General features: G+C 69.0%; 10 protein-coding genes and 5 pseudogenes. 7 read left to right on the forward strand and 8 right to left on the reverse strand.

Annotation, left to right across the window (positions count from 1 at the left end; all coding sequences use genetic code 11):
• Window positions 1-1,250 precede the first annotated feature (1,250 nt).
• Entirely contained in the window at window positions 1,251-1,439 is a 189-nt protein-coding gene (locus ACZ7HQ_RS43370) for a hypothetical protein (RefSeq protein WP_471002623.1), read from the forward strand.
• 276 nt (window positions 1,440-1,715) lie between these two features.
• Here ACZ7HQ_RS43370 and ACZ7HQ_RS43375 read toward each other — a convergent pair whose 3' ends face one another.
• The 3 genes from ACZ7HQ_RS43375 to ACZ7HQ_RS43385 all read right to left on the reverse strand — a co-directional run bounded on the left by ACZ7HQ_RS43375 (window position 1,716) and on the right by ACZ7HQ_RS43385 (window position 4,017).
• The gene (locus ACZ7HQ_RS43375; protein WP_471002625.1) at window positions 1,716-3,002 is read right to left on the reverse strand and encodes an MFS transporter; all 1,287 of its coding nucleotides are present in this window, start codon (window positions 3,000-3,002) and stop codon (window positions 1,716-1,718) included.
• Window positions 2,999-3,538 (reverse strand): ArsR/SmtB family transcription factor, encoded by a 540-nt coding sequence (locus ACZ7HQ_RS43380; protein WP_471002628.1) that lies wholly within the window; start codon window positions 3,536-3,538, stop codon window positions 2,999-3,001. The genes ACZ7HQ_RS43375 and ACZ7HQ_RS43380 overlap by 4 nt, the downstream gene beginning before the upstream one ends.
• Window positions 3,539-3,741: 203 nt before the next feature.
• Window positions 3,742-4,017 (reverse strand): hypothetical protein, encoded by a 276-nt coding sequence (locus ACZ7HQ_RS43385; protein WP_471002631.1) that lies wholly within the window; start codon window positions 4,015-4,017, stop codon window positions 3,742-3,744.
• A 646-nt stretch (window positions 4,018-4,663) separates the two neighbouring features.
• Here ACZ7HQ_RS43385 and ACZ7HQ_RS43390 point away from each other — a divergent pair.
• The 3 genes and pseudogenes from ACZ7HQ_RS43390 to ACZ7HQ_RS43400 form a co-directional block, all read left to right on the forward strand.
• Entirely contained in the window at window positions 4,664-6,136 is a 1,473-nt protein-coding gene (locus ACZ7HQ_RS43390; RefSeq protein ID WP_471002634.1) for a sialidase family protein, read from the forward strand.
• A gap of 187 nt (window positions 6,137-6,323) precedes the next feature.
• Entirely contained in the window at window positions 6,324-6,527 is a 204-nt protein-coding gene (locus tag ACZ7HQ_RS43395; protein ID WP_471002637.1) for a hypothetical protein, read from the forward strand.
• 916 nt (window positions 6,528-7,443) lie between these two features.
• Window positions 7,444-7,575 (forward strand): annotated as a pseudogene (locus tag ACZ7HQ_RS43400) (transposase); the annotation flags it as partial.
• On the opposite strand, the pseudogene ACZ7HQ_RS43405 reads toward ACZ7HQ_RS43400, so the two are convergent.
• Window positions 7,554-7,726, reverse strand: a pseudogene (locus ACZ7HQ_RS43405) (Ku protein); the annotation flags it as partial. The pseudogenes ACZ7HQ_RS43400 and ACZ7HQ_RS43405 overlap by 22 nt on opposite strands.
• Before the next feature lie 30 nt (window positions 7,727-7,756).
• Between ACZ7HQ_RS43405 and ACZ7HQ_RS43410 the strand changes: the two are divergent.
• Window positions 7,757-8,244, forward strand: a pseudogene (locus ACZ7HQ_RS43410) (transposase); the annotation flags it as partial.
• Between the two features lie 227 nt (window positions 8,245-8,471).
• On the opposite strand, the gene ACZ7HQ_RS43415 reads toward ACZ7HQ_RS43410, so the two are convergent.
• Complete coding sequence (locus ACZ7HQ_RS43415) at window positions 8,472-9,326, reverse strand: NAD(P)H-binding protein (protein ID WP_471002639.1); 855 nt, start codon at window positions 9,324-9,326, stop codon at window positions 8,472-8,474.
• Window positions 9,327-9,413: 87 nt separating this feature from the next.
• Between ACZ7HQ_RS43415 and ACZ7HQ_RS43420 the strand changes: the two genes are divergently transcribed.
• Window positions 9,414-10,010 (forward strand): TetR/AcrR family transcriptional regulator, encoded by a 597-nt coding sequence (locus ACZ7HQ_RS43420; protein ID WP_471002642.1) that lies wholly within the window; start codon window positions 9,414-9,416, stop codon window positions 10,008-10,010.
• A gap of 150 nt (window positions 10,011-10,160) precedes the next feature.
• On the opposite strand, the gene ACZ7HQ_RS43425 is transcribed toward ACZ7HQ_RS43420, so the two are convergent.
• Entirely contained in the window at window positions 10,161-10,643 is a 483-nt protein-coding gene (locus ACZ7HQ_RS43425; protein ID WP_471002645.1) for a cupin domain-containing protein, read from the reverse strand.
• The gene (locus ACZ7HQ_RS43430; protein WP_471002648.1) at window positions 10,640-11,578 is read right to left on the reverse strand and encodes an NADP-dependent oxidoreductase; all 939 of its coding nucleotides are present in this window, start codon (window positions 11,576-11,578) and stop codon (window positions 10,640-10,642) included. Before ACZ7HQ_RS43430 ends, ACZ7HQ_RS43425 begins: the two co-directional genes overlap by 4 nt.
• A gap of 989 nt (window positions 11,579-12,567) precedes the next feature.
• Between ACZ7HQ_RS43430 and ACZ7HQ_RS43435 the strand changes: the two are divergent.
• Window positions 12,568-12,962: pseudogene (locus ACZ7HQ_RS43435) on the forward strand (MerR family transcriptional regulator).
• 200 nt (window positions 12,963-13,162) lie between these two features.
• Here ACZ7HQ_RS43435 and ACZ7HQ_RS43440 read toward each other — a convergent pair.
• Window positions 13,163-13,502 (reverse strand): annotated as a pseudogene (locus tag ACZ7HQ_RS43440) (methionine adenosyltransferase domain-containing protein); the annotation flags it as partial.
• Between the last annotated feature and the right edge of the window lie 95 nt (window positions 13,503-13,597).

Consider the following 13,597-nt stretch of genomic DNA (forward strand, 5'->3'; position numbering starts at 1 on the left):
CTGCGCCCGAAGCCAGCGAACACCCGCGCTGCGCGCGGGTGTTCTGCTCACGCTCCGCGTGAGCAGAAAGCGGAGCGCTGCGCTCCCCGCTCAACGAGCCTGCTGCGCAGTCTCGTTGCTACTCCCTGCGCTGCGCTTCGGGAGTAGCACGCCCCGCGTTGCGGGGCGTGGGCCGGCCTCGGCCGGCTGGTGGCCTCCGCTGCGCTCCAGCCACCGGTGACGCTCCGCGTCCCCGAGTTCGTGCCACGCTTTGCGCGGCCCGATTGCGGGCCTGACGGCCCGGGCTGGCAGCAGGGGTGGTGAGTGGCCGTCACGTTTCGACTCGCCCCCGGCCCTGCAGGTTGCAGCATGACTTTTCCCCGGAAGACAACCCACTTGTGCATCAAAATGTAGTACGGATCGAATCTGGACTTGGTCTTCCCTGACCCTTCGGCGCTCGTTGCCGGCCGCTGAGACCGCGCAGCATCCAACAACTTGAGCAACACTCCAAACCGAGGGCGCTTCTGCAGGCTTCGCCTGCACACCGCCAGCGGACGAGGTGTGTCATCGCCGCCCGCCTGCACAGAGCTCACGCTCTGCCCACTACGCACAAAGGGCCGGTCCTTGGGGCTCGGTGACAGCTGCTCAGGGTCCTGCCGGTAATGGGCCGTTCCGCCGTAGGACATGCCTAGTCCCACGGTGAGCTGTTTGACGTCGAGCTCGTCAGCGAGAGTGAGCAGGCGCGTGGAACGCAGGATGCGCGGGAGGAGGCCGACCGGGGCGAGGCTGTCGCGGATGTATGCGGCGCCGGTCGGCGGGTGGTTCTCGTGAGCCGGGTCATCAGAACGTGCGGGTTGGCTGTGTGCAGGGCGGCGCGGTGGGTGAGGCATCGTTCGAGGGCGCTCCACGTGGCGTTGTCGAGCGCGGTGTGGACGGTCCGCCTGGGGAAGCGGACTGTCCGGGAGCCGATGTTGAGCTGGTTGGGGGTGAGATGGCAGAGTTCGCTGGGGTGGCGGTGTGGAGAAGTGCGGCCAGCCCGATGAACGCCTCCTGCGGGAGGATATCTGTGCTGATACTCCAGCGGCGGTACAGGGTTCGCTGCTCATCGAGAGCGAGCGTGGGCCCTTTGAAGCCGCGCTGCTGGGTGGCGTTGAGGGCAGCGGCGGGCTTGTGGATGATCAGCCCGGTGCGGTGAGTGTGGGAGAAGAACTGCCGCAGTCCTGCGAGCCAGGAGGCTTCTGCGAGCCGGGTTACGGGCCAGGAATGCCTCCATGTCGGTGACATTCACACTCGCCCAGGTGTCCCTGGGCGTGGAGGTGGAGGGCCAGGTCCCGGACGGTGTCCAGGCGGATCTCGATGGTCTTGAGCTGGTTCGGTCGCAGCCCGAGGCGCTCGGCATTGTGGCGCTGGGCCACCAGTGCGTCCGCGAAGGCACGGACGGCGGGACGCAGCGGCGCTGAGACAGGCCGGATGCAGCGTTCACGGCGGGCAGCGGCTTGCGGGGTCTTGGTGCCGTTGGGCCGGTCAGGCTGTCAGGGCGGTGCTCGGTGTGCCACCACGTCGTCCAGGCCAGGATCTCATCGGTGGACTCCGTGAAGGTCAGGGGCGGGGGAGCTACCCCAGCACAATCACCCGCTGACAACCAACCACTGCCACGACCCACCCATTCGCACCCCAGGGCTGCGGCGAGGAACGCCGAGCTGGGCTCAGAACTGGCTCAACGGCCTCACAAAGCCCTAAACGGCACGCTCCTGAACGCGCTTGCGGGATTGCGGTTGATCTGGGTCATCGGTCCGGGCGGCGGCATGCAGCGCCGCCTCGACCCGGCGGTTGCTGGTCATGGTCGCGGTGACGGCCGTCATCGCCAGGAGGAGGCCGGCTGCGGTGTAGAGCGGGGTGCGGACGTCGTAGGTGGTGGCCAGCCAGCCGCCGAGGAAAGCGCCGAAAGGGGCGGCGCACATGGCGAGCATGCGGGAGGTGGAGGCGACCCGGCCCATCAGGTGGGCGGGGACGATCGCCTGCCTCAGGGAGGGGCCGAGCACCATCGTGGCGCCCATGCCCGCTCCGCAGACGGCGAGGGCGAGGCCGGCGGCGTACGGGTTCGGGGCGGCGGCAAGGCTCAGGACGGCAAGCCCCTCGACAGTGGCCGTGCAGGTCAGTGCGGTGCCGGTGCCGAGTCGCCGGCCAAGGCAGGAGGCGATGCCCGCACCGAGCAGGCCGCCGGTGGCCTCCGCCGTCAGGAGCAGGCCGAAGCCGTAGGTGCCGATGCCGAGCCGGTCGTGCGCGAAGAGGGCGAGTACGGTCTCCACGGCGAGGAAGGCGATGTTCCCGACCGCCGGACGCAGCGCGAGTCCGAGCAGCAACCGGTCCCGGAAGACGTACGAGGCGCCGGCCCGTGCCTGCCGCAGCAGCGACTCGCGGGCCTGCGGTACGGGCCGGGACGCGGCAGGAAGCGACCGTACGAGCAGGGCGGAGAGCGCGAACGAGACCGCGTCGGCGAGCAGCGGAACCGTCCGCCCGAGCGCGAGCAGGGCACTGCCCGCGGGTGGCCCGGCGAAGCCGGACGCGGCGGTCTGGGTGCCGCGCAGGCGGGAGTTGGCGCTCTCCAGGCGCGCGGGCTCGCGGCCGAGCAGATCGGGTAGATAGGCCGTGGCGGCCGTGTCGAAGAAGAGTCCGCCGAGGCCGAGGAGGAAGGCGACGGCCGCGAGCAGTGGAATGCTCAGCACGTCGAGCGCGGCCGCGGCTGCTGGTATCGCGAGCAGCACCGCGCGCGCCATGTCCGTGACCCACATCGTGCGCCGGCGGTCCCAGCGGTCCACCAGCGCACCGCCGAGCACCCCGAAGAGCAGCCACGGCAGCGTTCCGGCAGCTGTGACGACGGCGAGCGCCATCGGAGCCCGCGTCAACGTCAATGCGAGCAGCGGCAGCGCGGCATGCGTCACCCCGTCACCGAACGAGGACACCGTCTGCGCGGTCCACAGCCGTCCGAACCCGGTCGGCAACTTCCGAACGTCTGAGGTCACTTGGCGTCTCCCCCGGTCTGCTCGCGCGATGCCGGGTGAAACAGTGCGAAGACGAGTGACGCGTCCGGCAGCGACGGATCGGACAGCTCCCGGTACTCGTCCGCCAGTGCCTCAAGGCGCGCCCCCAGCTCCGCGAACTGCTCCTCGGTGAGCCGCAGATGCGTCATCCGCACGTGCCGCTCGCTGTCCACCGGCGCTGCCTTCAGGTCCGCCACCGCATGCCGCATCAGCATATCCGGGCCTCCCTCGCCCGGATCCGGCAGCACGATCGCCCGCGCGGCCATTGCGTAGTACCGCTCGGTGACCCCCCGGACCTTCCGCGTCCGGACCACCTTCACCAGGCCGGCCCGCTCCAGCATCCGTACGTGGTAGCTGGAACTCCCCTTTGCAAGCCCCACCCGCTCGGCGATCTGCGTGATCGTCGCGGGCTCGAAGCGGAGCACGGCCATGATCCGGTGACGCGTGAGATTGGAGACGGCGCGTAGCTGCTCGTCAGTGGTGACGTGAAAAGTCTCTGGAAGATCATCGGTTGGCATACCCCCAATGGTCAACGTTTCTTGACCATTGTGCAAGGGGTTTTGGGCGGGCTCCGGAAATGGGCTGTCAGGCACGTGAGACCTTCGCTCCTGCACCCTTCTTCTCGACCTCGACCGGCCGCATCGGTACGCCGCGTGCGCGTCGGCAGGAGCGGGGCGATGCCGATGTCCGGTACCGGCGGGTGCCTGCCGCGCGTGGTCCTCTAACGCGGTTCGTGGGCAGCCGCCCGGCAGGCACCGGTCGCTGCACCGCCCGCCACTCCGGCCCCGGTCAGCCCGGTCACACAACCCTGCAGGTCTCCGACCACGCCACGGCTGCAGGCCGCTGTGACGGAGTCGGAAGCGGTGGCACCGGCCAGTTCGGCCATCTGCGTGCAGGCGGGGATGTCCGCCCGGACCGCGGGAGCGGCGAGGGCCGCACCGCCGAGGGTGAGGGTGAGGCCGGTGAGGGCACCGGCGATACGGGTCGACGTGCGCATGGGAAGCACCTGCCTTCCGGGTTGGTCGCGCGGTCCTGGTCCCGGCGGGCCGGATCCACGCGGTAAGGCCGCCTGGCGACACTCGATCGGTGGTGCCCCGGCCGGCGGGCTCACATCGAGCCGCACCGGGACATGGTCGCCAGGCCGAGAAGAGGGCCCCGAACCGGATGAGACACACTCGGACCTCCACTGGCGGGCCCCTCACTCCAGCGTCGCACCCTCTCCCCCGCCCGTCCTGGGCACCCGGGGGGAGGTGCCCCTATCTCTTTCGTCAAGCCGGGTGAGGATGGTCGGCATGACGGATCCAGCAGGTCATCCCGCTCCTCCCACCCGTCTGAGCCAAGGCCGATCCCGCCGGCATCGCCGACCGGCACGCGGCCCACGGCCCTCTCCGGGGGCCTACGAGACGGCGCCGTAACAGCACGGCCAAGGAGCCGACCGGCACGGTGCACCGCCGGTCGGCTCCGCCGTGCTCCTCGACGGCCCTGGGGATGACTCCGTCGTTCGGCCCAATCGGCCCATCAAGGGCACCGGATGCCACGCCGAATAAGGATCAAGCGGAGTCGCCCCAGCCTCGCGTTCCGTACACCTCCGCGCCCCCGGCCGCCTCCCGTACGCCGGCCGCCAGGCCCGGAGGAGATCCCGCATGCGCGTCGTCCTGCCCCTGACCGCCGTCACCACCGCCGCGCTCCTGCTCGTCACGGTCACCGGCACGACTCCCGCCGCAGCGGACCGGAATCCCGACGGCACACCACTGGTCAGGGTGTCCCAGGGCGACCCGTACGCGAGGTGCACCATCGGCGCGAGGTCTCCCGACAGCGTCGTCTACCCGGGCACCGAGGTCGAGCCGTACCTGTCCGTCGATCCGCGCGACCCGAAGCGCGTGGTTACCGTGTTCCAGCAGGACCGCTGGGACGACGGTGGCGCCCGTGGCCTGGTGGCCGGCTGGACCAGGGACGGCCGCACCTTCCACCGGAGCACGTTGCCGTTCAGCCTGTGCGCCCCCGGCGGCGCGGACTACGAACGGGCCACCGACCCCTGGGTGAGCACCGGACCGGACGGCACGGTCTACGCCGGCGGAGAGGGCGTCGACTTCACGAAGAGCACGCGCAGCGCCCTCCTGGCAGTCACGTCCCGTGACGGCGGCCGCACTTGGCAAAACCTCACGACCACGCACGTCGACGAGCAGCCGTTCTTCAACGACAAGCCCACACTCACCGCCGACCCGATCCGCAAGGGCACCGCCTACCAGGTCTGGAACCGCCTCGACAACGACCCGCCCGGCCCCAGCTCCCTCGACGGTCCCGGCTACATCTCCCTCACCCGCGACGGCGGCCGCACCTGGAGCAAGGCCCGGCCGTTCGTCGAGACCAGCACCGTGCCCAACACCCAGACCATCGGGCATCAGATCGTCGTCGACCGGCGCACCGGCACCCTGTACGACTTCTTCGACCGAATCACCTACTCCGACGACCTGAGCACCGTCGTCGAGGCCTGCTACGAGGTGGTTACCTCGACCGACGCCGGAGAGACCTGGAGCGCCCCGGTCACCGTGGCCCGGGACACCTCCGTACCGGAGGTCGACCCGAACGACCCCACCAAACTGCTGCGCGACGGGAGCACCGTGCCGAGCCCGGCCGTCGATCCAAGGACGGGCACGCTGTACATGGCCTACGAGGGCTCGGACTTCTCCGGCGGCAGGTTCGACTCCGTCCAGCTCGTGCGGTCCACCGACGGCGGACGCACCTGGGGGACCCCGGAGCTGATCAGCCCCAAGGGCGTTCCGGCGTTCTCACCGTCGATCGCGGTCGACGAGCGGGGCACGGTCGCGCTCACTTACTACGACCTGCGCTTCCTCAGGCCCGGCGGCACCACCACCCTGCCCACCGCCTACCAACTGGCCACGCTGCGGCACGGAAACCCGAAATTCCGGGCCGAACGACGGATCTCGCGGGTCTTCGACTGGCTGCAGGCACCGTTCGCCGGGGGCTTCTTCCTCGGCGACTACCAAGGCCTGGTGGCGGACGGCAAGGGAGTACGGGCGGTGCTCACCGAGACCCACTCCGGCGCACCGCAGAACCGTACGGACGTGTACACCACCGCTCTCCGCACCCGCTGACCGACGCGGACGACCACGTTGGGCGGGGTGGTCTCGTCGTTCCAGGGCCTGTCCGACGGTTCGCGTCACCGACCCCGCACCCGCCCCGCACTGTCACCCGAATGGCCCAACATGACATGCCACCCACATGGGTGAAGATCAAGCTGGCTAGTGCCCCAACCGAGGCAATCCGTGAAAGGGAAACCACATGCGCATTCGACGAATCCTCGCCGCCGTCATCGCTACGGCAGCCCTCGCCGGACTCGGCCTCACAGGCGCCGCCACCGCCGCCACCGCACAGGGTGCCCCATCCGACGTCACCCCTTCTCAGTGCAAGCAGGGCGGCGGAACGGCCGATCTGACGGACAACCTCTGCAAGGGCGGTACGCACGACGGGGAGCGGATCGACTGAACCCCACAAGGCGCCCCGCAGCCACGCGCCGCGGGGCGCTCCCGCGCGAACGCAGCCGGGAGGGAGTCGCAGGCGGCACGGAAGATGCCTCCCATCCGCGCCGAAAGCGCAGGTGGGATGCATGATCACGGAACCTACTTCTTCTTGCCGTGGGTCTTGCCGGGGATCTTGGCGACCTCTCGTTTTTCCTGCTCAGAAGTAATGGGTTCGTGCGCCTGGTGGTCGTCGTTTGTCGTCCTTGGCCACTGTCGAGCGACCTCGGACGGCCCAGAGACGGCCCAGCTTCGGCCCACTCTGCTGACGGCCGGCACTTCGATATGACCCCTCTGAACCTCAGCCGACGGCAGTCAGGCACGAGGGCGGGCGCGCCGACCGACCACGCACGCGTATGACTCGCTGCATCCCCCACCGCCTCAGCCGGGCTGCCGCTGCCGTCGACCACAGCAAGCCAGGACGGCCAGCCCGTGACGACACTTCCTGAGCCCTCAGCTTGGGAAGCTAAAGAGCTCTGGGGCAGGACGTTGACCTGACCTGGGGGGGGAAGACGCAGGCGTCCCGTAGGCGGGTCCTAGGCTTCCCCGGTGTCCCCCGCGGTTCCCCGTACGATCTGGCACGCGTCTGGCACGACCTCTTCATCTCGAACTTTCGGCAGGGGGGTCGGGCGTGCGTAGTTGCGGTACAGAAAGTGCCGCTGAGATTGATCTTGCTGAGGCTGGGCTGTTTCGCGGGGGCTTCGAGCTGCCGGGGCACGGCTCCGGCCCGCAGTTCCCGCAGGTCGGGGATGTGGTTGCAGAGCGTGCCCGGAAAGACACCGAAAGGAGTTTGGCGATCGAGGTGATCGAGCTTCGCGAGTGCGGGGGGGTGATAGTGAGCGGCGGACTGAGCGCGAAATGTGCCGGCCTCCGACAACTGACGGATGCCGGGCGGGAGTCAATTTGAGCCGTACCTCCCGAACGGTGAGTACAGCCCGTACTCCGAGCTCCTGCGCCGGCAGTTCGAGGGCGTGATCTGGCGGTTTCGGACGGGCGGCCAGTGGCGGGAGATGCCGCAGTCACGGACACGGAGCAGGCCCAGTCTCTCCCTGCCGCACCACGCGTACTTCGCGACGGCCACCTTGGCCGAGGGGCCGAGGGCCTGAACAAGGAGTTTGTGGACTCCAGTGGCACAAACGCGTCGATCTCGATGGCCTTCGCGGTCGGCTTCCCGGCTGTGCTTGTACGCCAGGTCCCCGCAGGGCCACCGAGCGGGACGAGGCGAAGATCGCCGCCTGGAAGGATGAGCACTGGCCCGTCATGAAAAGAGGGTGGCGGACTTGGGCGCCTGGCTCTGCTTCGAGGACGAAGCCGGCCAGGGCCTGAGGCCGCCCAAGGGCCGTACCTGGGGGCGCCGGGGTCACACGCCGGTCGTGCGGGTCACCGCCGCGTGCACCGAACGTGCCTCCGTGGCGGCGCTGATCTGCACCAAAGCCGGCCACCGGCCCCGGCTGATCTACCGCGTCCACCTCGACCGTGGTCCCGCCAAAGGCCGGCGCAAGGGCTTCACCGAGATCGACTACGCCCGCCTGCTGGATGCCGCGCACCAGCAGCTCGGCGGCCCCATCGTTCTGGTGTGGGACAACTTGAACACACACGTCAGCCGCACCATGCGGGAGCTGATCGCCGCCCGATTATGGCTGACGGTCCACCAACTGCCGCCGTACGCTCCCGAGCTCAACCCCTCTAACAGTCGGCTGGCAAGCTTCTGGGGCGCGTTAGCAACGCCTGCCGTCGGTAGTGATCAGTCCTGGAAACTTCAAACCAGCCCCTCGCAGCCACTCCTGCGGACGCCGCTCTCATCCACGAAGCAGAGCACCTGCTCAGTCTCTTGGACGCAGTGCCATCCTCCGTCACCTGACCAGCGGCTCGACCAGCGTCACGACGCGGTCCGCCTCGACGTCGAACCCCGCTACGAACCCTGCGTGAACGCGGTGGCGTGGTCGGCGGCCCACTGGCGAAACGTTCGGGGCGCCGTCCCAAGGATGTCGGCCACCGCAGTGGTGATGTATGCGGGCTGCCCGACCGCCGCGCTCCACGCGGCGAGCAGCATGTCGACGACCGGGCCGGGCGCTGTGCCCTCCGACAGCCTTCGGAACTCGTCCGGCGTCATCTCCTCGAATGCGATCCGGTGCCCCAGGGCGTCACCGATGACGTCCACCTGCGCGGCTTGGGTCAGCGATTCGGGGCCCGTAAGCACGTAGTCGGCTCCGGCGTATCCGTCCTGATAGAGCGTCCGCGCCGCGACGGCTGCGACGTCGCGGTCATCGACCGGTGCCGTCTCGGCAGCGCCGTAAGGCCACCGGACGACCTCGCCGGCCCGGATCGCGGGTGCCCACCAGGCCAGCGAGTTCGACGCGAACATCCCCGGCCGGATGATCGTCGACTCGAGTCCGGTGGCCGCGATGAGCCGCTCGATGTCGGCGTGCAGCACAGCCATGGGATTGGGCTGCTGGAAGAAGGGGTGCGGCGTCTGGTGCGGGGAGGAGAGGAAGACGACCCGCCGCACGTGGACTGCCAGCCGCTCGACGACTGCCTCGGCGGTCTTGGGCGGGGCGGTCCAGACGAGGAAGACCGCACCGGCGCCCTTCAATGCCGGGTCGAGTGACTCGGGCACGGTGAGGTCGCCGGTGAAGACCTCGACCTTCGACGGCAGCGTCGCCGCCATCTCGGCGCGATGGGTGAGGGCGCGGACCGGCACGCCCCCTTCGAGGAGTTGGTCGATGACGACGCGGCCGACCCGGCCCGTCGCCCCGGTTACGAGCACGGGAGGAATGTCTGTCTGATGCACACCACCCACGAAAACATTACTCGGTTAAAAAAGCAACTCGGTAATGAATGTTACGGTGGTCAGATGAGCGAGCCGACGGGACTGCGAGCCCGCAAGAAGGAGCGGACGCGCGACGCCATCGGCGACGCGGCCGTCTCACTGTTCCTGGAGCACGGCTTCGACCGCGTCTCGGTCAACGACATCGCCGCGGCGGCCGAGATCTCCAAGCCGACCCTCTTCCGGTACTTCCCCACCAAGGAAGACCTGGTGCTGCATCGGTTTGCGGACCACCAAGGAGAGGCGGCACGCGTCGTACGTGACCGCAGGTCCGGCATCGAGCCGGTGACGGCGCTGCACCGGCACTTCCGGGCCGGCCTCGATCGGTACGACCCCGTCACCGGCCTCAACGATCATCCCGAGGTGGTGGCGTTCCATCGGCTGGTGTTCACCACACCGAGCCTGGCGGGACGGCTCACGCAGTACCAGCTCGAGGACGAGGAAGCACTGGCGGACGCCCTCGGCGAAGGCATCCAGGCACGCCTGCGAGCCGCCCAGGTACTCGCGGTCCAACGGGTGCTCGCCCGAACCAACTGGCGAAAGATCGCCGACGGTCGAACCGCCCACGACGTCCACCCCGAAGCCGTAGCCGATGCCGACCAGGCATTCGACCAGCTGCGGTGACAGGCGATGAGCTCTGAGGCACCGCGTTGCACGTCAGCCGGGCTGCAACCGGCTCCTGCTCGTTTCGCAGATCGCCGACGTGCCTGGTCGGTCTCGGAGAAGGAGCCGGGTATTGCGCGCGACGGTGCCGCCCGCTGCGCACCCACCGGGCTACGACGCCGGGTCGTCGACCTTGAGCTTTTCTCCGGTGTTGGAGACGAAGACGACCAGGAGCCTGGCCCGTGTCGTCGGGCTGGTGTTCTCGGTGAGGACGTGGTGGGCACCTGGCGGCTCGACCCAGTTGTCGCCCTGGTGGTAGGTACGCACGGGCCTGCCCTCGAGCTGGCTGCGCACGGTGCCTTCGAGGACGTAGGCGTAGACGAAGGCCAGGCCGTGCCGGTGCGGCAGCGCGCGTGCGTCCGGCGGGAAGTCGACGATCGCCGAGGTGAACGTCTTGCCCTTCACATTCGGCAGGGCCTGCTGGAGCAGCGGCTTGAAGGTTTCGGTGGGGCGTGTCGATGACATGGCCGCAGGCGATGCCGCGGCCGCGGTCGTCGCCCTGGCATGGGCGGGCTGGTCCGAGGCCGAACAAGCCGTGGCCGCAGTCAGCGCGGCGACGGCCAGCAGCCCGCCGGCGATCCGCATTCCCATCATGCCCGGTCTCCTGTTCGGTCTTCCGTGACGCGGATGATCGTCTTGCCCGGAGTGCGCTCGCCCGGGGCGAAGGCGGCGGGTGCTTCGGCAAGCGGCCGCACAGCGCCGACGAGCGGCTTGAGGCGGCCGTCCCTCAGCCGCGTGGCGAGATCGGCGAGCCGCGCGCGGTCGGGTTCGACGACGAAGAAGATTGCACGCCCGTCCTTGGGCTGGACCTTGGGCGGTACGACGATGCTGACCAGCGAGCCACCGGCCCGGACGAGTGCGGCCGAGCGGTTAAGGATGTCGCCGCCGATGACGTCGAACACGACATCGGCCTCGCCGGCGTCCTCCAGCTTCTCGGTCTGCAGGTCGATGAACGTGTCGACGCCGAGGGCGAGCGCCCTGTCCCTGCCGGAAGCCCGGCCGGTGCCGATGACGCGGGCGCCGGCCTCGCGGGCCAGCTGTACCGCGATCGAGCCGACGCCGCCCGCGGCACCGTGGATCAGGACGGTCTGGCCTGTGCTGAGGCGTCCGTGGTCGAACAGGCCCTGCCAGGCGGTCAGCCCCGAGATCGGCAGCGCGGCGGCCACGGTGTGGTCGATGTCCGCCGGCAGCGGGGCGAGGTTACGGGCCTCCACCGCCGTGTACTCGGCGAGCGTGCCGTCACGGGCCCAGTCCGCCAGACCGAAGACCCGCTGTCCATTGCTCAGGCCGGTAGTGCCGTACCCCAGCTCCACGACGACACCCGACAGCTCGTGCCCGGGGACGCTCGGAGTCCGGACGCGGCCGGCGCGATCGGTCCATGTGGCGGGCCAGTCCAGCTCGCCCGGGGTGAAGCCGGCGGCGTGCACACGCACGATGACGTCGTTCTCGGCTGCATGAGGGTAGGGCATGTCCGTCAGGGACATCCCGGCAAGACCGGCGTCACGGTCCCGCACAGCGATGGCTTGCATACAGATCCTTACTGGGGGAAAGGCGGCCCGAGCGCCCTGCGCTCGCGCGCAGGGCTCACATGGGCGCACAGCGGCTACAGGTGGATGTATGCCGTTCTGCACGATCGATCTCACCCGTACTCGCCTGCTCCTTCGCCGCCCGTTGTGCGTTCTCATCAGGGAGACACCGAGCTGCCCTTGCCAGTACTGGTAGGACCGCAGTTGGTAGACCAGAACGGCTCGAATCGCGCCGCCGTGCCCGGCAAGGTCGCCTTGGCCGCCTCCTTCGACGTTCAGCCGCCACACCATGCGACGGCCCGCAACGGGAGATTTCCACGCTCCGGTGTGGACGGTCCCTCCCCGCCAGAAAACGTCCTTGGGCACCCCTACGTTGACGGACAGCAGCTCCGCCATTGCAGACCTCCTGCGGGTGGCTGTCCGGGCAGTCCCTCATGGCACTGTGATCCGTTGCGCTGGAGCGATCGCAGTTCCTGGACCGGTGCCGCTGGCGGCTCTCTCGTCCCGGGCCTTGGCGTCCGCACAGATTCTTCGACCGAAGCGATCGCGGATGCTCCATCTGGCGGAATACCCGTGTCGTGGACGTCGTCGACGAATCCTCGCCCTGTGAGCGTCCGGGGTCCGCATGGACTAGGAGCCCAGTGGGGGATACATCCGTCCGACCACCCTCGCAGACGACCGCCGCAGAGGCTACTCGGCGGCGGCGCTGCGGGTGCGCTGGCAGTGGCGCCTTGCCTTCATGCGGTAGCCGCAGAGGCAACCGCGAAGCCATCACCGATGCCACCGAGATACCGGCCGTGAAGGACAGCGCTCACCTCTTGCGCCGCCATCGACACCTTCTCGGCATACCGAAAACAGTGCTCAGGCGTGTACCGACGAACGTGTTCAGTCGTGGGACCGGGAGGACAACCCTGCGGCCGTGGGGGTGTCCGCGAGCGTCCATGACTCGACGGCGGTCTGAACCTGGAGCACGCGGGCGTAGGCTCTCAGGGATGCGGATAGGCGAGTTGTCCAAGCGCACGGGCGTGAGTCCGCGCTCACTGCGGTGTTACGAAGAGCAGGGCCTGCTGACCAGCTCACGCTCTGACGCGGGGCAGCGTCACTATTCCGATGCTGCGGTCCAGCGCGTGTCATTCATCCGACAGCCGTTCGACGCGGGTATGTCCAGCAGGGTGATCGGACTGTGCTGCCGTGCGTGGACGTCCCGGGTGACCTGGGCGTCGCCGAGGATACGTTCACGGCGATGATGCGCGAGCGCGACCGGATCGACGCCGACATCGCGCACCTGATCGAGACCCGGGATGCACTCGACGTGCTGATCAGGGCCAACAGCCAACACCGGGCGGAGCTGTCCACGGCCCCGGAACCGGTGGCGCAGTCGGCCTGATGCTGTGATCTGCATCTCAGCCGGTTGCCCCTCACCTCAATGTCAGAGGTGAGGATGGCGACAAGGCCCGGAATCACCGGGTCGGTCATACGAGAGGCGGCGGAAGACGGCGCAGGCGTGGGGTTTCGGCAGGTATGGCGGGCCCGAGGTGCAGGAGTTCTTCGATCGTCCCGACCCCGTCCCCGGTCGCGGCGAGGTGCCGCCGCGCGGCGCAATGCGTCTATGCGATCCGTGCGCTCCCAGGTGACGTCGGGCAGCTCGCGGCCGAAGTGGCCGCAGGCGGAGGTCTGGGTGTAGATCGGGCGGAGCAGGTCGAGGTCGTGGATGAGGGCGGCCGGGCGCAGGTCGAAGACCTGGCGGACGGCGTGTTCAATCGCCGTCTCTGGTGCGGCGGCGGTGCCGAAGGTTTCGATGAAGAGGCCGACCGGTTGGGCTTTGCCGATGGCGTAGGCGACTTGGACTTCACATGCGGCGGACAAGGTTGGCGCCGACGATGTACTCGGCGACCCAGTGCATGGCGTAGGCAACCGAGCGGTCCACCTAGGGCGTGTGTCAAAAGTGGATCTTGAACATGGGATGATCTTGGTTTGTGGCACGTGGAGATCTGACGGACGCGCAATGGGCGGTGCTGGAAC

It is taken from the genome of Streptomyces sp. NPDC037290, assembly GCF_055603245.1.